Source organism: Pseudomonas asplenii (assembly GCF_900105475.1).
GTDB lineage: Bacteria > Pseudomonadota > Gammaproteobacteria > Pseudomonadales > Pseudomonadaceae > Aquipseudomonas > Aquipseudomonas asplenii.
In genome coordinates this window covers 536,560-560,353 of sequence record NZ_LT629777.1, presented here as the reverse complement: position 1 = coordinate 560,353, position 23,794 = coordinate 536,560, and the positions used below count along the sequence as shown (strand labels likewise).

Annotated in this window: 16 protein-coding genes and 1 pseudogene; 14 read left to right on the top strand and 3 right to left on the bottom strand. The window is 56.9% G+C overall.

Annotation, left to right across the window (positions count from 1 at the left end; translation table 11 throughout):
- The first annotated feature begins 331 nt into the window (after positions 1–331).
- The 7 genes and pseudogenes from BLU37_RS02550 (at position 332) to trfA (ending at position 14,755) form a co-directional block, all read left to right on the top strand.
- Positions 332–2,203, top strand: a complete 1,872-nt coding sequence (locus BLU37_RS02550) for a DUF1302 domain-containing protein (protein ID WP_090202149.1) — start codon at positions 332–334, stop codon at positions 2,201–2,203.
- Between the two features lie 29 nt (positions 2,204–2,232).
- Positions 2,233–3,597, top strand: a complete 1,365-nt coding sequence (locus BLU37_RS02545; protein ID WP_090202148.1) for a DUF1329 domain-containing protein — start codon at positions 2,233–2,235, stop codon at positions 3,595–3,597.
- 205 nt (positions 3,598–3,802) lie between these two features.
- Positions 3,803–6,544 (top strand): LuxR C-terminal-related transcriptional regulator, encoded by a 2,742-nt coding sequence (locus tag BLU37_RS02540; protein WP_090202147.1) that lies wholly within the window; start codon positions 3,803–3,805, stop codon positions 6,542–6,544.
- 188 nt (positions 6,545–6,732) lie between these two features.
- Positions 6,733–8,427 carry a two-component system response regulator gene (locus BLU37_RS02535; RefSeq protein WP_090202146.1) on the top strand — a complete coding sequence of 565 codons (1,695 nt, stop codon included), beginning with the start codon at positions 6,733–6,735 and terminating at the stop codon, positions 8,425–8,427.
- 57 nt (positions 8,428–8,484) lie between these two features.
- Entirely contained in the window at positions 8,485–12,810 is a 4,326-nt protein-coding gene (locus BLU37_RS02530; protein WP_090202145.1) for a hybrid sensor histidine kinase/response regulator, read from the top strand.
- Between the two features lie 119 nt (positions 12,811–12,929).
- A pseudogene (locus BLU37_RS29400) lies at positions 12,930–12,995 on the top strand (MBL fold metallo-hydrolase); the annotation flags it as partial.
- Between the two features lie 845 nt (positions 12,996–13,840).
- On the top strand, positions 13,841–14,755 hold the full coding sequence (gene trfA / locus BLU37_RS02520) for a plasmid replication initiator TrfA (protein ID WP_090202144.1): 915 nt from the start codon (positions 13,841–13,843) through the stop codon (positions 14,753–14,755).
- Between the two features lie 953 nt (positions 14,756–15,708).
- Here trfA and BLU37_RS02515 read toward each other — a convergent pair.
- A complete protein-coding gene (locus BLU37_RS02515; protein ID WP_090202143.1) occupies positions 15,709–16,362 on the bottom strand; it encodes a hypothetical protein in 654 nt (217 codons plus the stop codon).
- Positions 16,363–16,968: 606 nt separating this feature from the next.
- A complete protein-coding gene (locus BLU37_RS02505; protein WP_090202141.1) occupies positions 16,969–17,703 on the bottom strand; it encodes a TraX family protein in 735 nt (244 codons plus the stop codon).
- 309 nt (positions 17,704–18,012) lie between these two features.
- On the opposite strand from BLU37_RS02505, the gene BLU37_RS02500 reads away from it, so the two are divergent.
- The 7 genes from BLU37_RS02500 (at position 18,013) to BLU37_RS02475 (ending at position 23,089) form a co-directional block, all read left to right on the top strand.
- Positions 18,013–18,699, top strand: coding sequence for an OmpA family protein (locus BLU37_RS02500; RefSeq protein WP_090202140.1), 687 nt, complete (start codon positions 18,013–18,015; stop codon positions 18,697–18,699).
- Positions 18,699–18,932: a hypothetical protein gene (locus BLU37_RS02495; protein ID WP_090202139.1), complete on the top strand. Its 234-nt coding sequence runs from the start codon at positions 18,699–18,701 to the stop codon at positions 18,930–18,932. The genes BLU37_RS02500 and BLU37_RS02495 overlap by 1 nt, the downstream gene beginning before the upstream one ends.
- 52 nt (positions 18,933–18,984) lie before the next feature.
- Positions 18,985–19,317, top strand: coding sequence for a hypothetical protein (locus BLU37_RS02490; protein WP_090202138.1), 333 nt, complete (start codon positions 18,985–18,987; stop codon positions 19,315–19,317).
- Between the two features lie 62 nt (positions 19,318–19,379).
- Positions 19,380–19,805, top strand: coding sequence for a hypothetical protein (locus BLU37_RS02485; protein WP_090202137.1), 426 nt, complete (start codon positions 19,380–19,382; stop codon positions 19,803–19,805).
- 235 nt (positions 19,806–20,040) lie between these two features.
- Complete coding sequence (locus BLU37_RS28960; protein ID WP_157696365.1) at positions 20,041–20,208, top strand: hypothetical protein; 168 nt, start codon at positions 20,041–20,043, stop codon at positions 20,206–20,208.
- A 167-nt stretch (positions 20,209–20,375) separates the two neighbouring features.
- Entirely contained in the window at positions 20,376–20,906 is a 531-nt protein-coding gene (locus tag BLU37_RS02480) for a hypothetical protein (protein ID WP_090210894.1), read from the top strand.
- Positions 20,906–23,089 carry a hypothetical protein gene (locus BLU37_RS02475; protein WP_090202136.1) on the top strand — a complete coding sequence of 728 codons (2,184 nt, stop codon included), beginning with the start codon at positions 20,906–20,908 and terminating at the stop codon, positions 23,087–23,089. Before BLU37_RS02480 ends, BLU37_RS02475 begins: the two co-directional genes overlap by 1 nt.
- Before the next feature lie 43 nt (positions 23,090–23,132).
- Here the strand turns inward: BLU37_RS02475 and BLU37_RS02470 are convergent, their stop codons facing one another.
- Positions 23,133–23,756, bottom strand: coding sequence for a hypothetical protein (locus BLU37_RS02470; protein ID WP_090202135.1), 624 nt, complete (start codon positions 23,754–23,756; stop codon positions 23,133–23,135).
- Positions 23,757–23,794 lie beyond the last annotated feature (38 nt).

The following is a 23,794-nucleotide window of genomic DNA, read 5'->3' as shown; positions in this document are numbered from 1 at the left end:
CTCCCCTTCGCCACGCCCGCAAGGGCGTGGCGAGCCCCACCCAGCAAGCGCTTGCCTTGCCAAATCGTTTTTTTCAGCCATTCTTGCCGAGCCGATGTCGGCGAAGCGGTCAAAGGGCTGCGCCACAGTGTTTGGTGACTGCAAATCACACTTTAGAGGGATCAAGCAGTACTACCTGCTGGCTATAGTCCGTTCAGGGATTTTCAATAACGGAGCAGGCACGCGCGATGACCGTGCCACCTCGAACGAGCAGGGAAGCAGGCTTTCCGTGTGCCGGGGCGTTCTTGAAAGTGCTTACCGCCATAAAAATAAAGCACATGGAGTAGCGTCGATGATCTCAGTAAACCAGTTCTGGCGCCGGGCGAAGCTGCCCCTGGCCGTCAGTCTCGCCTCTACGCTTGCTGGCCCCGCATTTGGTGTCAGTTTCAACATCGGTGAAATCGAGGGGAGTTTCGACTCATCGCTGTCGTTGGGGGCAAGTTGGTCGACCCAGAATCCGAACAAGAACCTGATTGGTGCCAATAACGGGGGTAAGGGCCTGTCGCAGACCTCCGATGACGGTCACTTGAACTTCAAGGCAGGGCAAACCTTCTCGAAGATCTTCAAGGGTATCCATGATCTGGAACTGAAGTACGGCGACACCGGTGTGTTCGTGCGTGGCAAGTACTGGTATGACTTCAAGTTGCAGGACGAAGATCTGGATTTCAAGAACGTCAGCAACGACAACCGCAAGGAAGGCGCCAAGTCTTCCGGCGGGCAGATTCTCGACGCCTTCGTCTACCACAACTACTCAATTGCCGATCAGCCGGGTTCCGTGCGTTTCGGCAAGCAGGTGGTGAGCTGGGGGGAAAGTACCTTCATCGGCGGCGGCATCAACTCCATCAACCCGGTCGATGTGTCGGCATTCCGCCGTCCGGGTGCCGAGATCAAGGAAGGCCTGATCCCGGTCAACATGTTCTATGTGTCCCAGACCCTGACCGACAACCTGTCGGCCGAGGCTTTCTACCAACTGGAATGGGACCAGACGGTAACGGATAACTGCGGGACATTTTTCTCGCAGCCTGATGTGATTTCGGACGGTTGCAAAGACAACCTGCGCCTGCTGGCCAAACGCTCGACGATCGCTTCGGCCAGTCCGGCTGCCCTCGCGGGGTTGACTGCACGGGGCCTGGATATCAATGAGGAAGGTACCCTGGTTCGTCGTACCGGCGACCGCGATGCGCGTGACAGTGGTCAGTTCGGTGTCGCGTTCCACTATAACTATGAGCCGCTGGATACTGAGTTCGGCGCCTATTTCATGAACTACCATAGTCGCGCGCCGATCTTCAGCGCCACGGCTGCAAACCGCGCGGCGTTTCTTACCGCCCCCGCATTCGGCACTTTGGCCCCGGTCTATGTCGCGGGTAACTCCAGTTATTTCGTCGAATATCCGGAGGATATTCGTCTATATGGTCTGAGTTTTTCGACCACGCTGCCTACAGGCACTGCCTGGAGTGGTGAGCTGAGTTACCGCCCGAACGCTCCGGTTCAATTGAATACTACCGATATCCTGTATGCGGGCGTGAAGCCTCTGGGCGGCCCGGTATTGGGCAACGCTTCGGTGCTCACTGGTGCGCCTGGTCAGGATCTGAATGGTTATCGCCGTAAGGAAATCACTCAATTCCAGACGACGTTCACCCACTTTTTCGACCAGGTCATGGGGGCTAGTCGCCTGACACTCGTGGGCGAAGTCGGTGTTACCCATGTGGGCGGTCTGGAGAGCAAGTCAGATGTGCGATATGGTCGTGACCCGGTGTTTGGTCCGGGCACTTTGCCCAACGGCGCCTGCGCCGCGCTGAATACGTCCACGGCCCAAGGCGCAGGCCTTGCCAACGCCAATGGCCTGAACACCAACTGCAACAACGACGGCTTCACCACCGCCACCTCCTGGGGCTACCGCGCCCGGGCCATCTGGGAATACCCGGATGTCTTCGCCGGGATCAACCTCAAGCCGAACGTGGCCTGGTCCCACGATGTGAAAGGTTATTCGCCAGGCCCTGGCGGCAACTTCGAGGAAGGCCGCAAGGCGGTCAGCCTGGGCCTCGATGCCGAATACCAGAACACCTACACCGCGAGCCTGGCGTACACCAACTTCTTCGGCGGTGACTACAGCACGGTGGATGACCGTGACTTCGTCGCGCTGAGCGTCGGTGTGAACTTCTAAGTACGCTGAATTTCAGGAAGAACAAGAATATGAAGATAACCAAGAATCTGTTGCAGGTCGGCGTACTCGGACTGTCTCTGCTGGCGAGCAGCGTGATGGCCGCCGTGACGGCCGATGAAGCCGCCAAGCTGGGCACCACCCTGACTCCAATGGGCGCGGAAAAAGCCGCTAACGCCGCCGGTACCATTCCGGCCTGGACACCGATGCCGAAGAATGCCGGCACAGTGGACAGCAAGGGCTTCCTGTCCAACCCGTATGCCAGTGAGAAACCGCTGTTCACCATCACCGCGCAGAACGTCGAGCAGTACAAGAACCAGTTGGCGCCCGGTCAGTACGCGATGATCAAACGCTATCCAGACACCTTCAAGATGCCGGTGTATCCGTCCCATCGCGGCGCCACCGTGCCGGACGATGTGTTCGCGGCCATCAAGGAAAACGCCACCAAGACCAACCTGGTCAGCGGCGGCAACGGCCTGGAAAATTTCAAGACGGCGGTCCCGTTCCCCATTCCGAAAAGCGGTGTCGAGGTGATCTGGAACCACATCACCCGTTATCGTGGCGGCAGTGTGACGCGCCTGGTGACTCAGGCCACGCCGCAGGCGAATGGCTCTTACAGCCTGGTGTACTTCCAGGATCAGTTCGTGTTCCGCGACAAGATGAAGGATTTCGATCCGGCCAACCCAGGCAACATCCTGTTCTACTTCAAGCAGAAAGTGACCGCACCGGCGCGCCTGGCCGGTGGGGTGCTGCTGGTCCACGAAACCCTCGATCAGGTCAAGGAGCCGCGTTCGGCGTGGGTCTATAACGCCGGTCAGCGTCGCGTACGGCGTGCGCCGCAGGTTTCCTATGACGGCCCGGGCACTGCGGCCGATGGCCTGCGTACTTCCGACAACCTCGACATGTACAACGGTGCGCCGGATCGCTACGACTGGAAGCTCGAAGGCAAGAAGGAAATGTACATCGCCTCCGACAGCTACAAGCTCGACGATCCGAAACTCAAGTACGCCGACATCATCAAGGCGGGTCATATCAACCAGGACCTGGCGCGCTATGAGCTGCGTCGGGTCTGGCATGTGGTCGCGACCTTGAAGGAAGGCCAGCGTCATATCTATGCCAAGCGTGACTTCTACATCGACGAAGACACCTGGCAGGCCGCGGTGATCGATCACTACGACGGTCGTGGTCAACTGTGGCGCGTGGCCGAGGCCCATGCTGAGAACTACTACGACAAGCAAGTGCCGTGGTACGCCCTGGAAACCCTCTACGACCTGCAGTCCGGCCGGTACCTGGCGCTGGGCATGAAGAACGAAGAGAAGCAGGCCTACGACTTCGGCTTCACCGCCAGCACCAGCGACTTCACGCCCGCTGCGCTGCGTCAGGACGGCGTTCGTTGAGTTTCCTGTAAGACAAAGACGCATCCTCTGTCAGAACGCCCCGACTGGTTCGGGGCGTTTTTTTGTCTGGCAAAACTGTGGCTAGATATTTCGAGATGAAGGCATTTCGATACATTTGTGATAAAAAAGCCTTCGGTACGCTGATATTTCTCGTTAGTCTGCATTGATGTGCCTTGCCGACAACCGCCTTTGACAAGAGCCGGCCATGACTGATCTGTTCCGTATGCAAGGGCCCGTGAGCCCGGCCATACCCGCGCTGGAAGGACGTTTCTACCGACCGCCATTGCCTGACGGCTATGTGCTGCGGCCACGTCTGTGCGAGCGTCTGGGCGCCGGCCTGGAAGGTCGACTGCTGCTGATCAGCGCCCCCGCCGGTTTCGGCAAGAGTTCGTTGGCAGTGGAGTTCTGTCAGAGCCTGCCGGGCCAGTGGCAAAGCCTGTGGCTGGGGCTCAGCCCGCGTGACAGTGATCCGGGGCGCTTCCTTGAGCGTCTGCTCGATGGTCTGCAGCAGTGCTTTGCGAACCTGGGCGGTCGTGCGCTGGGTTTGTTGAAAATGCGCCAGCGTCATCAGCCGTTCGCCTTCGAGGAGTGGCTGGACGGCCTGCTCGATGAGTTGGCGGTTCATCTTTCCAGCCACGCCCCCCTGTTGCTGGTGCTTGACGACTATCACCTGGCCCAGGGCCCGGTGTTGGACCGTTGTCTGCAGTTCTTCCTTCACCACCTGCCGCCGGGACTGCTGGTGCTGGTCACCAGCCGCCAGCGACCGGAATGGCACCTGGCGCGCCTGCGGCTGTCGCGGCAATTGCTGGAGCTGAACGAGCAGGACTTGCGACTCACGCCAGGCGAGTCCATGTCCCTGTTCGACCGGCACCGCAATTCGTTGAGCGACGAAACCTTGCAGGCCCTGATCGAGCGCAGCGAAGGCTGGGTTGCCGGGCTGCGCTTGTGGTTGCTGGCGGCGCAGGCCAATGACGAGGCCTTGCCCCAGGTCCTGCATGGCGGGGAGGGACTGATCCGCGACTATCTGCTGGAAGAGGTGCTCGATTGCCTGCCGACGCACGTCCAGGCCTTTCTCTACGACACTGCGTCTCAGGAGCGGTTTTGCCGCGAACTGTGCGATGCGATCCGTGAGATCCATGACAGCGGGCAGATTCTCGATTACCTGCAATCGCACCAGGTGTTCCTCGTACCACTGGACGAGCACGGGCACTGGTTCCGTTACCACCACCTGTTTTCCGATCTGTTGCGCAGCCGTCCTGCCGCCAACACCCTGGCCCCGCCCGCCAGCCTGCACTTGCGTGCCTGCCGCTGGTTCAGTGCCCAGGGCCTGCTCGATGAGGCGGTGGAGCAGGCCCTGCGCGCCGGTCATCTGGATGTCGCGGCCAATCTGGTGCAGAACCTTTCCGAAGAGCAACTGCTGGCCGAACAGAATATCGGCATGCTGCTGCGCTGGAAGATGGACCTGCCCGACAGCCTGCTGATCAGTTCGCCACGACTGATCGTGTTGTATGCCTGGGCGCTGGGGCTGGCCTGTCAGTTGGACGCAGCGCAGGAGTTGGCCAGCAACCTGAGCCACTTCCTGCCGGCCCCGTCGGCCAGTGCGCAGAAATCCATGCTGGCCCAATGGCTGGCCCTGAGCGGCATCATCGCCCGTGGGCGTGGCGACCGCGAGCGGACCCTGGCCTATTGCGGTGAAGCCCTGCTCAGCCTGCCGCCCAAACGCTACGGTCAACGCCTGGTGTGCCTGTCGACCCTCTCCAACCTGGCTATTGCCGAAGGTGACCTGTGGCGCGCCCGGAGTTTGAACCGCGAATCCCTGGAGTTGGCCCAGCGGGTCGGCAATCCGTTGTTCGAGGCGCTGGCCCATTACGACCGCGCGCGCGTGCTGCAGGCCCGCGGCGAGGTGCTGCGCGCACTCGATGAGGTGCGCCAGGGCTTGCAGCGCCTGCAGGGCCTGCCTGCGCAGCGGCTGTATGCGGCCCGGGCCCGGTTGACACTCTACGAAGGCTATCTGCTGAACCTGCGTCTGCAACCTGAGCAGGCCCGTCAGCGTCTGTTGGCCGGTTTGCATGAGGCGCGGGCCTGCCGCGATATCAGTGTGCTGATCGGCTATTGCGTGATCGCCAGCCAGGAGGGCAGCCAGGGCGATTTCGCCAAGGCCTTCGCCGAACTCGCCGAAGCCGAGCGCCTGATGCATATCTGGGATGTGCCACCGATCTACTACCTGGCGATGATCACCCTGGTCAAATGCGAGTTGTGGCTGGCCCAGGGGCGTATCGATCTGGCCGAAGCCTGGCTCGCCCGCCTGGGGCAGACCTACAACGGCGGCCAGCCGGCCGCCGCACCGGAGTTCCAGCCGCAGTTGCCAGCGCATATCGAACTGCAGCAGGCACAACTCGATGTACACCAGGGCGAGTCCGATGCGGCCTGTCAGCGCCTGGACCAGTTGGTAGCGCAGGGCCAGGCCAGTGGCGGGCAACTGCTCTGCATCCAGGCCTGGAATCAACGGGTCATGCTGGCCCTGGCCGAGCGGCAGGAGTCCTTGGCCCGGTCGCTGTTCGCCCGTGCCGTCGAAGCGGGCAGAGGGGGCGCCTTGCTGCCGTTCCAGGCCCTGCTCTTGAACCATCCCGACTGGATGCGTGAACAACTGCTATCGGGGCCGGATACGCTCCTGCGCCAGAGCCTGCTGGAGCGGCTTCCGGTTCAGACGGTGCGCGGGCCGGTCGAGCCTATGCCTCCGACCGAACAACTGAGCACCCGTGAGCTGGCGGTGCTGCACCTGATTGCCCAGGGCTGTTCGAACCAGGAAATCAGCGACCAGTTGTTCATCTCGCTGCATACCGTGAAAACCCATGCCAGTCATATCAACAGCAAGCTCGGTGTGGAGCGGCGGACTCAGGCCGTGGCGCGTGCGCAGGAGTTGGGGCTGCTGGGCGAAGCGCGCTGAGCGATCATTTTTTGCAGCGCAATCCCAGCTTCCGGGGTGGCTATCTACCTTGTCTGCGCTATAACCAATAAATGTGTGATTTGCCTTGCCGCGCCAGAGGTGCCGCAGGCCTTGCGCTGGCTCCGGGGGCGGGAGGCCGTCGGCGTCCTTCGATCATGAGTTAGCAAGGAATTGCCTGGGAGCAAGGAATGCGTGAAAACTCCTTCAACCCCGCTCCAGTTGTCCTGATTGTCGATGACCAGACAACCGATGCGCTGATTCTCAGTGAGTCGGTCCGGGACCTGGCGCAGGTGTATGTTGCCAGCAGCGGTGAGGAAGCCTTGCGGGTGGCCCGCCAGTTTCGTCCGGATGTGGTCCTGCTCGATATCGTCATGCCGGACATGAGTGGCTTTGAGGTCTGCAAGGCGCTGAAAGCCGACCCCAAACTGTCCGACGCCGCAGTGATTTTCGTCACCTCCCACGCCCAGGCCGACTACGAGCTGCAGGCCCTGGGCTACGGCGGCATCGACTTCATCCAGAAACCCCTCAACCTGCCCGTGGCCCGGGCCCACATCAACGCCCATCTCACTCTGCGCAACGAAGCCAAGCGCCTGGCCAATCATGACTCCCTCACCGGGCTACCCAACCGCATGCTGCTGCGGGACCGCGCGGAACAGGCGCTGAAAATGGCCCGGCGCAATCACGGGCGGCTGGCGATGCTGCTGCTGGACCTGGACAACTTCAAGGCCATCAACGACGCCATGGGGCATTCGGTCGGTGACCAGATGCTCAAATACGTCGCCACGCGCCTGTCGATGATCCTCGGCAGCATGGACACACTCAGCCGCCAGGGTGGCGATGAGTTCATCATTCTGTTGTCGGAAGTCGACAGCTTCGAGGCGGTGGGCGACTTTGCCGACCAGGTGCTGGCGAGCATCTCCAACCCGTTCTCGCTGCAAGGCAATCGCTACGACCTCAGTGCCAGCATCGGCATCGGGGTGTTCCCGGAGGACAGCGATGACCTGGAATCGCTCTATCGCCATGCCGATTCCGCGATGTACCAGGCCAAGCAGGCCGGGCGTAACCGCTACCAGTTCTTTTCTCCGGCCATCGAAAGCGGCATGCGTGCCCGGCATCTGCTGGAGCGGCACATGCGCGCAGCCATCGACGATGGCGTCTTCGAGGTGTTCTATCAGGCCAAGGTCGACGTCCGCGAACACCGGGTGGCGGGCATGGAGGCGCTGATTCGCTGGCGCGATGGCGGTGGCAATCTGGTTTCGCCCTCTGACTTCATTCCGCTGGCCGAGGAAACCGGGCTGATCATCCCCATCGGCAAATACGTGATGCTCCAGGCCTGCAAGGAAACGCGCAAACTGCACCAAGAGGGTTTCCCCATCTGCATCAGCGTGAACATCAGTGTCGTGCAGTTCCGAGAAGCGTCGTTCCTGGGGATGGTCAAGGACATCCTGCGCGATTCCGGCCTTGCCCCGCAGTGGCTGGAGCTGGAAATCACTGAAGGCGTACTGGCCCGAGATACCGACAATGCCCGTGAAACCCTGATGGCGCTCAAGGCGCTGGGCGTGCACGTAGCTATCGACGATTTCGGCACGGGCTATTCGAGCCTGGCCTACCTCAAGCGTTTCCCCATCGACGTGTTGAAGATCGACCAGAGCTTCGTGCGCGACATGCTCACCGACAAGAGCGACCTGGCGATTGTCGAGGCAATCATCAAGCTGGGCCAGGCATTGGGCCTCGAACTGGTGGCCGAGGGCGTGGAAACCCTGCAACAGGCCGAGCTGCTGTTGGAACTCGGTTGCCGTGTCATGCAGGGCTACCTGTACTGCCGACCCGTGCCGTTCGCCCAGATCCGTACGCTGCTGGCTTCATGGTCTCAGGCCCGTTGAGGAGCCGATGGGCAGGCCTTGGCTGGCATCATCGTGTTACTCAAGAGGGAGTCTGAGTTGAAACCATTTCGCCTGTATGCCGTGAGTCGGCGCGCCATCGTGCTGTTGGTCATCGGCCTGGTGGCGACGGTCGCGGGCGGCCTGGCCCTGCAGAACGTCAATGAACGACGTGCCCGGGAAGCCCTTGCCAGTGTGGCCGAGGACGCGGTAGAGGCAGTGATGGGCCGGATGCAGCAGTATCAGTACGGGCTGCGCGGCGCGCGTGGCGCGATCGTCGCAAGCGGTGAAGAAAATGTCAGTCGCGAGACTTTTCATCGCTACAGCCTGACCCGCGATGTACCGACGGAGTTTCCCGGTGCCCGTGGCTTCGGTTTCATCCGGCGGGTTCCGGCCAAGGATCTGGAGTCATTCCTGCAGCGTGTGCGCAGCGATAACGTGCCCAATTTCAACCTGCGCCAGTTCGCGCCCCATGAGGGCGATCTGTATGTCATCCAGTACCTGGAGCCTAACCGCGACCAGGCGGTGGCCCTCGGCCTGGATATCGCCTCGCAGCCGGACCGGGCCGAAGCCGCGCGGATGGCAGCGCGTACTGGCGAGGTGCGGCTCACCTCACCGATCACCCTGGTGCAGGCGGTGGGCAAGCCACAGCAGTCTTTCCTGATCCTGTTGCCGATCTACAAGGGTGGTTTGGTGCCGCAAACCGAGTCGGAGCGCGAGGCGGCGGTGATCGGCTGGAGTTATGCACCGCTGATGATCGAGAGCGTTCTGAATGGTCTGTTGCCGGAACGCGAGGCCGTCAGTCTGCGCCTGCGCGATATCACCGGGCCAGGGCCTGCGGTGGAGTTCTACCAGACGGGCCATGGCGCGCAAGAACCGGCGATCGGGGCGATGACCCAGACCCTTGACCTGGACGTCTACGGACGACGCTGGCAGATCGAGTTGCAAGCGTTGCCGTTGTTCACGCAGCGCCTGCACCAGGTCTCGCCGACGCTGGTATTTGTCCTGGGAGTCTTGGCCAGCGTGCTGCTGGTGGCGCTGGCCGCCATTGCCGGGGTCAGCGCCCAGCGGCGTCTGCAGGTGATCACCGAACAGGGCCGGTTGGCGCTGCTTGTCGAGAGTTCGGCGGACGCGATCATCGGTACGACCCTGGACGGTGTCGTGACCAACTGGAATCGGGGGGCGCGCAAGCTGCTGGGCTATACCGCTCAGGAAGCGGTTGGCCTGCCGTTGTCGAAGCTGATTGTGCCGCTTGAGCTGGCCTCAGAAGAGAGCGACATACTCAGGCACATCGCGCTCGGCGAGGCGATCGTCAACCTCGAAACCGTACGGCGCTGCAAGGACGGTCGTCTGATCAATGTCTCGGCAAATGTTTCGCCGATCTGCGACGAAAGCGGCACGGTGATCGGTTCGTCGAAGATTCTGCGCGACATTACCGCGCACAAGGCCGCCGAGGCGCAGATTCTTGAACTCAATGCCAGCCTCGAGGAACAGGTGGCCGAGCGTACCTCGCAGTTGCAGCGCCTCAACCTGCTGTTCAGCAGTGTGCTGCGTTCGGCCTCCAAGGTGTCGATCATCGCCACCGGGCTCGAGGGTGTCATCAGCCTGTTCAACGAGGGGGCCGAGCAGATGCTCGGTTATCGCGCCGAAGAACTGGTCGGCAAGGCCACTCCGGCGATCCTGCATGTCGAGCAGGAGATCATCCTGCGTGGCCGCGAGCTGAGTGAGGAATATGGGCAAGTCATCGAAGGCTTCAGGGTCTTTGCCCACAAGCCGGAGTTCGAACACTCGGAAGTGCGCGAATGGACCTATGTGCACAAGGATGGTTTCCATGTGCCGGTGAGCCTGGTGGTGACATCGCTGCGTGATGAGAGCGGTCGGTTGACCGGCTTCCTGGGGATTGCAGTCGATATCACCCAGCGCAAGGCCGCCGAGCATCAACTGGAATTGAGCCTGCAGGCGACGCGGGTGATTCGCGACCAGTTGCTGATGGCCGCCGATGTGGCGGAACTGGGGATCTGGACCTGGACCCTGGCGGACGACAAGCTGCAGTGGAACGAGCGGATGTTCGAGTTTTATAGCCAGCCCTTGAGCCTCCAGGACAATGGCCTGAGCTATGCCCACTGGTATGAGCGCGTGCATCCCGATGACGTCGAGGCCGTGGCCGCGCAACTGGCCGCAGCAGTGGCGGGGGAGGGCGTCTACGATCCGGTGTTCCGGGTGCTCGCTCCGGATGGTCGGGTCCGTATTATTCAGGCCGGAGCGCAGATCGAGCGCGACGCCGAAGGGCAGGCATTGCGTGTGACCGGCATCAATCGGGATATCACCAGCCAGCGCGAGCTGGAAGCGCATCTGCTTCAGGCCCGGGACCGCGCCGACAGCGCCAGTGCAGCCAAGTCGTTCTTCCTGGCGAACATGAGCCACGAGATCCGCACGCCGATGAACGCGGTGCTGGGGATGCTGCAACTGGTACAGCACACCGACCTCAATGCCCGCCAGCACGATTATGTGGTCAAGGCCCAGACGGCAGCCAAGTCGTTGCTGGGACTGCTCAACGACATTCTCGACTACTCCAAGATCGAAGCCGGCAAGTTGCGCCTGGACCTGCATCCCTTCGAGCTTGAGCCGCTGATGCGCGATCTGGCGGTGGTGCTGGCCGGTAATCAGGGCAGCAAGGAAGTCGAGGTGATGTTCGACCTCGACTCGCAACTGCCGGGCAGTCTGGTGGGCGACAGCCTGCGTCTGCAACAGGTGCTGATCAACCTGGCGGGTAACGCCTTGAAGTTTACCCAGCAGGGGCAGGTGGTGGTCAGTATTCGCCAGTTGCAGCATCTGGAGGGTTCGGTAAGGCTGCGGATCGAGGTGTTCGATACCGGCATCGGAATCAATGCCGAGCAGTTGCAACGGATCTTCGAGGGCTTTACCCAGGCGGAAGCCTCGACCACTCGCCGCTTTGGTGGCACCGGGCTGGGGCTGGTGATTTGCAAGCGGCTGGTGGGGCTGATGGGTGGCGAGTTGCAGGTGCACAGTGAGGTGGGTGTCGGCAGTCGGTTCTGGTTCGATATCGATCTGCAGGTGGCGCATATCGAACCGCTGCGTCTGTCCTGTCCTGGCGTGGACTCGCAGATGCGCCTGCTGGTGGCCGACGACAACTCCATGGCCTGTGAGCTGCTGTTACGTACCGTGCGTGCCCTGGGCTGGACGGCGGACACTGTGAACGGCGGCACGCAGGCGGTGGAAAGCGTGCGCAACGCGCAGATACGCGGTGAACCCTATGACGTGGTGCTGATGGACTGGCGCATGCCGGATCTGGACGGGCTCAGCGCAGCCCGACTGATCAGCCGGCAGGAGCAGAGCGTGCCACCGCCGATGGTGATCATGATCACCGCCTATGGACGCGAAGTCCTGGCGGATGTGCATCAGGAGGGCGATGCCCCCTTCGTCGGCTTCCTGACCAAGCCCGTGACGCCCTGGCAATTGGCCGATGCGGTCCAGCGTGCGTTCAGTGCCACAGAGGTGATTCCCGAAACCCGGCCGGCACCTGTCCGCGAACAGCGCCTGGCTGGCATGCGTCTGCTGGTGGTGGAAGACAACGCACTCAATCGCCAGGTCGCCGACGAACTGCTCAGGGGCGAGGGCGCTCAGGTCATCCTCGCCGAGGGTGGACTGGAGGGGGTCAGCCAGGTACTGACGGCGACGACGCCATTCGATGTGGTGCTGATGGATATCCAGATGCCGGATATCGATGGCATGGAAGCGACCCGACGCATTCGGCAGCAGCCCGGTCTGGCCCAACTGCCGATCGTGGCCATGACCGCCAATGCCTCCAGCAGCGACCGCGAGGCATGTCTGGCGGCAGGCATGAACGACCATGTGAGCAAGCCGATCGACCTCGAAGAACTGGTACTGACCCTGCGTTTCCAGGCCGGGCGAGAAGCTCCACAACCGCTGGCGAGCGACACAGCGACGGAGCCTGCGGACACGGTGCTCGAAGCGCGTCATTCGATCATGTCGCGTTTTGGCGGCAACCTCGAATTGATATGTACCGTCCTCTACGGTTTCGGGGCTGAGCTGGACAAGCAGTTGTCCTTGTTGTCCGCTCATGTGCAGGATCGTGACGGCCCGGCGGTGGCTGCGGTCCTGCATGCGATCAAGGGCAGTTCCGGGACCATGGGCGCCCAGATCCTGTCGCAACGTGCCGGTGCCCTGGAGCGTGAGTTGCTGTATGGCGACAGCGCTGCCGTTGCCCGGGTGCTCGACGACCCGCTGTGGCTGCCCGAACTCAAGGATTTGCTGGTGCGCAGTGTCGAACAGTTGCAGGAGGCGTTCGGCAACGGCTATCGAGGCGACCCAATCCGGGATGTGGCAACCGGACCGCGTTCTTGATGGGGGCTTGAACGAGTCCTTATACTTTTCACAACACGGTCCCTGGTGGTTTTCGAGCTTCGGCACGCGAATCGCCAGGGGCTTTTTATTGTTTGTCGAGCCTGTTTCTGGAGCAGCCCATGGACTCCGCAAAACCCGCGCTGATCCGCGAAACCTTCCCCGTCGGCCCTTTGCAGTGCAACTGCAAAATGAGGTCTCGCTGGAAGCCTTTCCGAACGGGCTTTTAAGGCTGAAGATCTATCAATACAAGGGTTTTAGGCGTTTTCTCGATCATCGATGATCATCCTTAATCATCCATAGTCACAGCGTGAGTGTGACAAAAGTGTGCCAGGGTGGTTGAGTTGATTACCGATGATGATTAAGCTGAAGGCAATCGTACTGGCAAGGTCCGAAAATGGCCCTGGTCTCTAGATGTTTAACAGTTGGCGCTGTGAGGCATTGATGATGAGTCGCAGGGTGCCTTGGTCCAGTGCCACGCAGGCGAAAAGCGGAAGTAGCCCGCGTGGAAGAAAGGATGCCTGAGAGCAATCGCCTGATGTCACCAGCCGCCGACTACGATGGGGTCGGATTCAAAACGGTGAGGTGCGGGGGAGAACGAGAAGAAGTTGAGGGCACAACCCTGCGTATGAATAGATCCCGCTTGATGTGCTGAGCCAGCAGCCCCAAGCGGTCAATTATCAGCGCTGCCGCGGACCCATCCAATCCTGATCCGGTTTAACCGGATTGGGGGAGGATGTCATTGTGTCTCTCGCAAAGCTTCTTACCGTTGATGACTTGGCTCAAATCTTAGGTCGCACCGCCGGCACTATCAAAAACCAGCACTCGAGAAATCCCTCTCGTTTACCACCTGTTTGCCGAATTCCTGGTGCAAAGCGACTTCTCTGGCGACAAGAAGATGTTGAGTGCTGGCTGCAACGGCACGTTGTTCAACTCGATACGATTGAGCTCGTAGACCCAATGGTTAAACGAAAACCTGGGCGTCCTCGAAAATCAGAACAATTTGTTCGAAATTCTGTTGTAGGGGCTCGATATGCTTGAGTCCCAATCGCCGGGAACGGCAGCTCAAAAAAACATTTCAAAGATCCAAATAATTCTGGACCGACGCCTTCGTGAGGCAATCGAGCGTGACAGCTTTAAAGCACAGTTGCAGAACGAACTTACGATGCCATGTGTGGAGGAAGTATGTATTCAAGAGCAATTTCCTTTTTTTCCTCCCTTAGCATCCGCAATGCCCACTCAGTGGACGAGAACTGGATTGTTTTCCAATGTGAAGAAAGGAGAACGTCGCATATTAAAAAATGAAATTCTTGAGGGTAGATCGGATTATCGAGTGCGAATGTCAGGAGAAGAACTCGATATGTATGATAATGACGTTTTTCTTCATGCGGTTCAATTGGCTCAAGGACTGTCAGTAGGTGAGCCAGTATATTTTGAGCGCGCTGCATTTTTGCGAGCTATAGGCAGGGGGAGCGATCTATCTGCAGAGAGCTATTGTCGCCTGCATGAGTCAATTGAGCGATTGGCGAGCGCTACTATATTTGTTGATGCTAATAGTGGTGGGGAGACGTTTCGATTGATTGATAAGCTTAAGTGGGGGCAGGAAAATAATTATTGGATAATGATGGATCCTATGGTCGTTTCACTCTTTGCAAATAGCTACCTCGCATTTATCGATATGGAGATCCGGTTGCGTCTTAAGAGTCCACTTTCCAAATATCTGCAGAACTATATTTCGGGGCATTCTATTGGAGTGCATAGGGTGGCTTGGGAATCGCTTCGAAAGTGGAGTGGGTCCCGTGGGCGTGCACGAGACTTCAAGACCAGGGCTTTGCCGCCAGCATTACGTGAGTTAGAAGGAGTGGGAGTCATCGAACAGTGGTGCATCAGGGATGAGGTCGTGAATTGGACAAGAATCGCACACGCGAAAAGCAAGCGACGCTCCTGATTTTTATCCACAGGCATCGGGGTATCTGCGCAGAGTGCTTCGGGGTATCTGCGCGGCCCTTCGGGGTATCTGCGCTCATCGTCGGGGTATCTGCGCGGGGCGATATCTGGAAGGCCCGGAGAACGTGGGCTCTAGACGCGTTCGAGCTGCCTAACATGCTTTTAACATGAATTTAACATCTAGCCCTGGATGCATTACGACTCAGGTAGAGGAATTCGACAGGGGAAATACCATGCGGCCTGTCAGGTTGGGGCGCTGCGTGAGCCGACTAGGCCAGCGACCCTGCCCTATGAGTTGAAGTCCGTGGCTGCGAGCTTTGAGCAAGGCAAGGGCCATTATTCAGCGTGGAGCAGGATGAACAAAAATGATCAATGGGCCTTTTGGACGCTTGTAGATCCTTGCATAATTAACTTGCGCCTTAGTCGTGTACCACAGGGTGGTCACAGGGATCCGAAAGGATCGCACCCCGTTACTGCGAAAGCAGTTCGCCCAGCGCGACGCAAGAACGACCTGCCCCGTCGAACGCATGCAGTCGACGGCTGAGAGTCCCTCCTAGAGAGGGATTCGCCGTTTCTGGCCCCCGATTTCCTGAATAGCCGTAGCCCTCAAGGCTTCAAGCTCTATGGACTCAACCTGACAGGCCGCACGCTTAGCGTACGATTTTTTCGTATTCTCTATCGACCCATAGGAGTGCTTATCGTCGGGGTATCTGCGCGCCTACGAGACGGGATGCCCAATTTTTGATCAAGCGCCAGAGGCGCTTGAGAGGCCCCGGAAGGGAAGGATGCGGATTGGAGGGCGGTGTGCGAAATTTCGCTCCAGTGGACCACTCGGTGCATTCGACCTGACCAGTGATTGCATCGGATTTGACCAACACGCGTTGTAACCATAATTGGCAGAGAACGGCCTACAGGCTGCAATGTGCCTCATTGCTGTCGGTGCCTGTTAGCGCGCTATGTTGTGGGCTTGATTAATTGGCGCGCCAGTTTGGCGATCTCGCACGCATCAAGTTTGGACAGGTGATCAATAAGCGCGATTTTTTTTCCGATCCCGTTTAAGGAGGTGCCCATAACAATGCCGGCCATGTTTTCAGCATCTATCCAAAAACGATCATGGAATTCGTCGGTAACAACGTCCTTGATCGAAACCTTTGGCGCGACTGCCTTCAGGGCCGAATGCATAGTCGACCTCTTATTAGCCGTTCTACCGTTCGTGAAGAATGTCACGGAGTTAAGCTGGTCGGAAAGTGCGGACATCATTTTTTCGAAGAGGGCAACGCAATCAGGATCATCTGAATAAAAATAGGGATCAATAATGAAAAGATCCCTTACACCTTTCAATTTTTCAACGAATTGAAGAACGACGTCCGCGATTTCATTCACATGAATACCCCCATGCATTACAGCATCGCAAGCCAGCGAAAAATTAAATAACGAGGAAAATCCATTTTCAACAATATATTCTCGAAAGTAATCGCGAGCGTTGATCGCATCGAATCTCGTTACGAGAAAATGCGAGAACTCTGGATGTTTGTGGACCTCTTTGAGAAAGTCCACAAAATCTAATCCTTCCTTGTAGCTTTTGACATAAACGATGCCGGAGTCCACAGTTCCTTCCTTATCTTGTTGGCGTCAAAGTTTCAGTTTCTTGACAAGCCTCGGAGCGGAGAGCGCACGAAGGCTCGATCGCTCCGTCGTTCGCGATGCTACTCAGATCGGGGCTTCGCCGACCCACGTCCGAAATGTTCGCTTAACGGCTCTTCGCAGTGCCTAAGCACCTCCCCGGTCTCGGGATCTACGACGCGCTCGTAGTAAGTGTCAGCATCTCGATCAATATCTCGCACCTTTTCAACAAATTTTTCCTGGGAAACGCTCCATTGGCTTCCCGTCTGAAGGTGTCGTCGGATTTTCCGCTTGCCCGTTACGTTCACATTTTTGGATTGAACGTCTAAAAAGTCTGTCACCGTCGGGTTAGCCTCGTCGACGAACACTAGGTGGATATGCTTCGCAAAGCTCCCGCATCGACTACACGGAGCTTTTTCCTCGCCGACGCGGATGGGGATGCACGGCTCACCGCAATCTCCACATGTCCAGGTCTCGCCTTGACTCACGGCAAATCTCTCCTTAGAAGCCCGGCCCTGCCTTGCCGGGCGATGTCGTAATATTTGGAAATGTACAGCATTTACTCTTCTTGCCGTAGATTGTAAGGGCGCATCAAGTCCAGGCTGTCGACAGTGATTTGAGTATCATCAGGTGGATTGGATAGAGGGGGTATAGCCAACTACCGACTGGTCGTAGCGGCCGCACACGGACCTGTAGGAGTAACAGGCCGAGCGGCGGTGCAATAGCAGCAACAGCAATCACAGTTTGATCGCTGAGCTGCTGATCAGATAGCAGCAGTATTTGTAGGCCGCCGTTTGCTAAAACGGCTAGGAGTGCGGCCATTGACCAGCTCGCAATCTTGGACTCAAGCCCCTGCGCCTTGAGCGCAAACATTAAGGCAACAGGCAGCAGCACCCCTGTCACGCCATATCCAAGCACCGGTCTGTAAGCTATCGCGAGCGCAAAGGCGAGTAACCCGCCTGCAATTAGCCTTGGCGATCTATGATGTGCAGCTTGGGCTATACACAAGCCGAGTGCGAGAGTGAAAAAAATGTTTAAATTTCCATTGTCGAAAAATCTCGAATAAGGCCATTGGCTCAGCATTGCGAACAGAATTATCCCACCCAGGTACTTCCACCTGCCTGGATAACCGACCTGCTGCCGGACAACGTTTGCCGCAATCGCCAGGCAGAATAAAGGGTATGCAAACCGACCGATAATCCGCATCCAGTACAGATTTTCCTGAATTTCATTTGGTAGCACAAACCAGGTGTGATCGATGATCATTGTAAATAGTGCGACCCACTTAATTAGATCTATCGAGCTGTTTCTTTCGAAATTTTTCATCGTTGGTCTGTAGTGGCTATTAGTTGTTAATTATATATTGCTTCTGCTCTCGTGATATATATTTATCATGAAAATACTGTTGGTTTGTTACTTGTGTGTACGGTAGCGCTGGTAGATAATTATGTCTAGGATGTAACTAGCAGCTCTGGCTGCATACCGAACTACCCCCGAGCAGCGATAGGGGTAGGGAGGCAAAAACTAAAATAGCCCGGTCGGGTGCTCGCTGTTATTCGTATATATCCGGTTGACTCTATCAACTGGCTCGGACGCTCTTTCTCCATTCTACGACTAACAATTAGAGGCCTCGACATGCAAAAAGTTATTACCTCCGTGCTGGTTACCAGCATTCTCCTCTCTCTCACTGGCTGCGCTGGTACTGGGTTGCAGGATCAGGATGGATCCCGCAACCAGACCCTGACCTGGGGCTCCATCGGCACTATCGCAGGAGCAGCCGCAGGTGCGCTGATCAATAAAGACAACCGCGGCAAGGGCGCACTCATCGGCGCGGGTGTCGGTGGCCTGGCCGGCGCTGGTTACGGCGTCTATGCCGACCGCCAAGAAGCGGAACTGCGTAAAGCCACTGCTGGTACTGGCATCGACGTACAGCGCCACGGCGATGACATCAAGCTGGTGATGCCTGGTGCGATCACGTTCGCTAATGGCTCGACCGAACTGTCTCCTGCTGCCCAATTTAACCTGGACAAGCTGTCTGGTTCCTTCAAGCAGTACGGAGAAAACAACATTGAGGTGACTGGCCACACCGATAGCATTGGTAGCAACTCCAACAACATTGAGCTGAGCCAGAAGCGCGCTATCAGCGTCGGCAAACACCTAATCGCCCAAGGCATCGATAAAACTCGCATCCAGATCTACGGTGCTGGCCCGTCCCAGCCGGTCGCAAGCAACGGCACGGAGGAGGGCAGGGCACGAAACCGCCGGGTCGAGATCCGCCTGAAGGCACCGATCCAGCCCGTGGCCATGGATAAGGCTCAGTAATGAGCCTGCGCCTGGCTTCACCGCCAAGCCTGGATGTCGCCCTGCTCCTGATGCAGGGCGAGCACCTGGAAGCGGTCGCACTGTTGGTTGAGTCCGGTGCTGTTGACCTGATGGAGCTTGAGGAACTGAAGATCAAAATTGGCGTATATGCCGAGATTGGTTCCAGCACGAGGATCCGGCTTGCTCCAGGTACACGCGAAAAACTGCATCACGGCTCTGTTGAGGTTAAATAGATGATCCAGGCCTGGCGCGAAGCGCAGCAGGACCTGGTGCGGGAGATAAACGATGAACACACTTAGTATTTTCTGGCCCGGATTCACGACCGCTCGCCGGATCGCTCGCAGTCCAGTGCGCTTTCTGGTCGCCGGCCTGGAGGCCTGTGTCGACTTTGGTCGTGATGTTTCGATCCCTGGTTTCCGCTGGCTCGCCGCTCTCGTGATGTTTGCTCTGGTGTTCGGTTGCGGCGCTGCAGCGATGACCTGGCCGTTTGCGATCGCCGGCCTGACGTACGCCGCTCACACCGGTCAAACGACATCTGGATCTGCTGTCCTGGGCATGCTGTACGTGACTGCAGCCGCTTACTTGGCCTTGCTCACTCCTCAGCTGATCAAGCAATGAGCCCGCTGATACACAAATCATGCGATCCGGTTGAAAATTGCGAAGTAAAGAGGACTGAAATCATGAAAATCAAAATCGCCATACTAGTGCTGGCTCTGGTCGCCCTGGTTGGGTGTGGCGAACAGAAGTTGAATCAGGTCATGCCGAAAGCTGCGACTACTGACGCAGTTTACAGTGCGAAAGCCTCGCAATATCTGGAGGATGCACTCGGCACACCCAAGGCAAAAAAAATCGAACTGACCTTCTGGAATGAGAAAAGCAATCCAGACACCGGCTATTTATCCTTGGTCGTCGATGGCGTCGAAAAAGTCCGTCCCATTGACAACTACGGTGGCGTCAATCGCCGAACAGCAAGCACTGATGGATTTAAGTTTGTCTTTGAGAATGGCACTTGGCGGGCATATGTAGCTGAGAAGGATATTGAGACCCATGGTGAGCATCCCCAGGAGTTCTATAACGAGATGACCGGAATACTTCGCCGGTACTGATCAAACTTCGCAAATTACCCCCTCAATGAGGGGGTTTTTTGTGGGTGGGATATAAATAATCAAGCCATAGTTTATAGCTATTAGTTTGAGGGTTGTGGGCGCTAAATTCTTCTTCGTGTTTGATTATTATATGCTGACGGAATTGCAAAAATATTTGCCTGATTAGAAATATGCAATTGGAAGGTTTTGGTGCCGGCTCTTAAAATTTAGCATTAGAAATTCGAAAGGAAAGAGTATGAGCATTACAGCGGATAAACTTAACCGCGCTTTGGCTGCTCTCCGTGAGATCCAAGTCAAGGCGGGCGAATTACCTGAAATCTGTGAGCACGACGCTCACGTAATAGCGGCCCTGGCTGGGACTGTAGAAATAATCTTAGGTGAGGAGATTAAAAATGCTGCTTAAAGAGGCCTCAGTGATAATTCCGCGGGCGATTGGGATTGGCTTAATTATCTACTTTGGCCTTGTTGTTCCAGGGCGTGAAGCGACACCAATACCTCACCCAAATACATTCGCTGACATACAGGTTCCGCCGGTTCCAGTTCCACCAGTTTATACCAGAGAGGCTGATCATGAGTAAGCTCAAAACAGTCGCAGGTTATTTGACCGGCTACAGCCAGACGAAGAATGCTGCACGCGAGCTGAAATATTCAGTTAGCTTGCCGATCTACTTTATTAAAGGGGGTTACCGCTGGTTCAAGGCTATTCGTGACCAGGCGAAAACTGATCGTGAACTGGCGGAAACTGATGACCGCCTGCTCTGGGATAAAATGTGCACAGATTGCACAATTACTAATGATTCATTGCGGCGTGCCTATAAGTCACTTTTATTCGTGAACGCGATTCTTGTTCTCGGCATAGCTGGGGTGCTCGGCAATTTGGTTGCAAGTTGGGACCGAGGTAGTCTGGTGATTTTTGCAAATTTGGCCTTTCTGAACATGGTGTGCATGATGCTTTTCCAAAATGCATATCGCGTGAACATGGCCTATTCGCAAAGCGCTCCACCAGTAATTAAATTTATGAGGGATGTTATCCGTAATCCGAGTTTGCTGGTCGGTAAAAAATTGCCGGCTGATTACCAAGTACGGATGAGGGCTAAGTGATGAACAGTTTTTCACAGCTGGTTTTGTCCTGGATGTTTGGGCGTTGGATATTTCACCCGTCAGAAGTTACTGATTTCGTTGCCCAAGACGTAACACCACTGACAATTTTTGCGTCCGCATTCGCAACACTTGGCCTCGCGATGTTCGGCGCTCTTGCGGCCTGGGCCATGTTTCTAGGTATTTTTCGACTCAAAAACAACGGTAATTTTTTCGGTGCAAAAGATGGAAACGAGGCGTTTTTCTACCCGCTGCGGGTCATCGTCGCCTTGTCTTTAATTGCACCAGTTATCCCTGTCTCTAGTGCTGGCGGAATTCCGATCACTTTGACGCCGGGACACGCACTTGTCGCAGGTATCTCCAAGTCTGCGGCAGAATTTGGCGACACTATGCAGCACAATGCTTTTGAGCTTATGCATCGCCATAACCTGTTTAGCGATCCGAAATTTCGAGTTGAAGTTGACGCGAAAGTCGCTTTGGACATGTTAAACAGCTGGAAAATCTCAGCGGTTCAACTCGCCGGTCTAAAGATTTTTCGAGATCCTAACGATCAGATGATCTCGCTTTCGAGTCGCGACCTTGCGGAAGAGGCTCTGAAAATCAGATGGAATCAGGTTTACGGCAGTAAATATCCCGCTGCAGGCTCGACTGAAACGGCTGCTGCAGACGTGTATATCGCAAACGCTGGCCGATCTTTGCAGATACCGTTAATCCCGCCGAGTGACGAATTGGCCCGAGCTGCCAGCATGGGTGTCCAGGGACTGATCGAACCGGACGCTGTTACTGGCACGGTCGAAAGGGAGATGGAAACCGAGGGGTGGTTTTGCCAAGCCGGCTGGTTGTCTTCAATGACTTGCAGCGATGAGTACGCACAGGTCAAGAAAAACAACGCTGCCTCTATTGAGGCCGGTATAGCCTCAGCTCAGCGTCAAATCTGGATCGGTCTGGTTGAGCATGCCGTCCAGCAGGCAATTTCGGCCCGAGACGGGGCTGTGGGGGCAGGGGACGCGAAGAAGTTTTTTGAAGACAGCATCACATGGGCTAGTCAGTCCGCGGACTGGTACAAAAAAGTGGTTGAGCAAACCATCGCCACCACAATTGCTACCGACCAGGCTGCTCGCAGTGAGGAGTATTTTAATGAAGTAAAAAATTGGGGTTGGATGCTTGGTGGCACTTTCGTGCTGCGCGCAGCGAGTGACTTCTCTCGTGCCGCGAGCTACTCGGAAGGAGCTACAGCTCAGATGATGCCAAAGTCGGCATTGTCTACGCTGACGCCAGGTGACGACTTATCAAAGCTGGTCGAGAATGAAGCCCTGGCTCAACTTCAACCTGGTAATACTGGTTCTGAAAAGTCGCTGCTGGCTAGAGTTTTTTCGCTCGACATCCTCAAGTCCACGACCGGGCCCTCGAATCAGAATATCCACAACATCGCGGCCTGGGGACGCTCACTCGTTGGCACTGGCATTGGCTTTTTTGCGGGTGGGACGATAGCCCAATATATTCCAGGTTTGAGCTCAATCACCGATGGGACGCTGCCAAAAGCAATCGGCGGAGTAATGATTATCTCCGGCGGGTTGCTCGGTTACGTGATGCCTCTGCTTTTCGCGATCTATGGACTGATGGGGGCAATTAGCTGGCTCGTCGCAGTTGCGACGACGTTTTTCGGAGTGACGCTCTGGTCGGCTGGTATGGCCGCACCGAAAGGCGAAGAGCACACCTCCCAGCTGTCGGCGAAAGGGTATAACGCCTTCATTTTCATCTTCCTCTATCCTGCTTTGGCCGTGGGGGGGCTGGCAGCAGCGATCGTGATCAGCGCAGTCGGTCTGGCGATGGTCCAGGCGATGGCCATGGGACTCTGGGGCATGTTTGATCCAGGCGTGGCTGAAGTCGGGCGCCCATTGGAAAGCCTAGGCGGGATCCTGATTGGTGGCTTGCTGATGGTCATAGTCATCATCTTGCTGTCATGGAACGTGGTCGTCACCAGTGCTCAACTAATCACAAGTTTCCCCCGCAGTGTCCTCAACATGATAAGCCTTTCTGAGCCAGGCCTGAATCCGTACGAGAACAGCATGCAAGGAATCATGGGTGGGCTTTCGATGAGTACCCGCCAGATTCTGACGGGCTCTATCAGTCGAATGATCAATCCACCAGGAAGACAGCCGCCTCCTCAAGGTGGCGGCGAATAATGAAGTTATTATTGCTGTAGTTTGATTTGCTTATATCTGTAACTTACCGTTGTGGCCGCCAGTAAGCCCTTTCTTCGCCTATTTCACCATGAATTACGCCAAAGCGCCGAGCTAGCTCGGCCTTTGTATCGTCGGCAAAATGGTAGTAGTGGTTACTCATCATAGCGACGAAGCTTCCGAAAGAAGGATGTTCCTTCCAATATTCACCATGAATGGCGTATTCAAGTGAACGGTCGAACTGCCCCTTCATTGCTGCAAGAGCTCCTTCAACACGATCTTCGATAGTTTTTCCACTATATGCAGCGGAGTAACCATCGCTCTTCATTTGTTCTCGCTCTCTGTGCAAGTCTGGTTTGTAGCCGAGGGCAGTGACTGCCGCTTCGTACTGATCATGATGCTCTTGATGGAGGGATACATCTTCGTGGAGGTCTGGAGCGAACGTAAAGCCGCAGTAGGCGCAGCTTCCTATGCTGTCGCATATTTTGACATGAGACATAATCGTAGCCCCACGCAACTGTACGAGTTCGTGATAATTCCGCAGCTTGAAAAAATCCTTTGCAGCCTCATTCAGTCTTTGATTGTAAGTCAGGTGAGGTAGCATGGCCTTTGATTGCTTGGCCATCTTTTTTGCGGTGGCGATGTCTGCCAAAGAAATAGAAATGCTCATCGGTGAATCTCCTTCCAGTGAGGATTTCCAGGACCCGA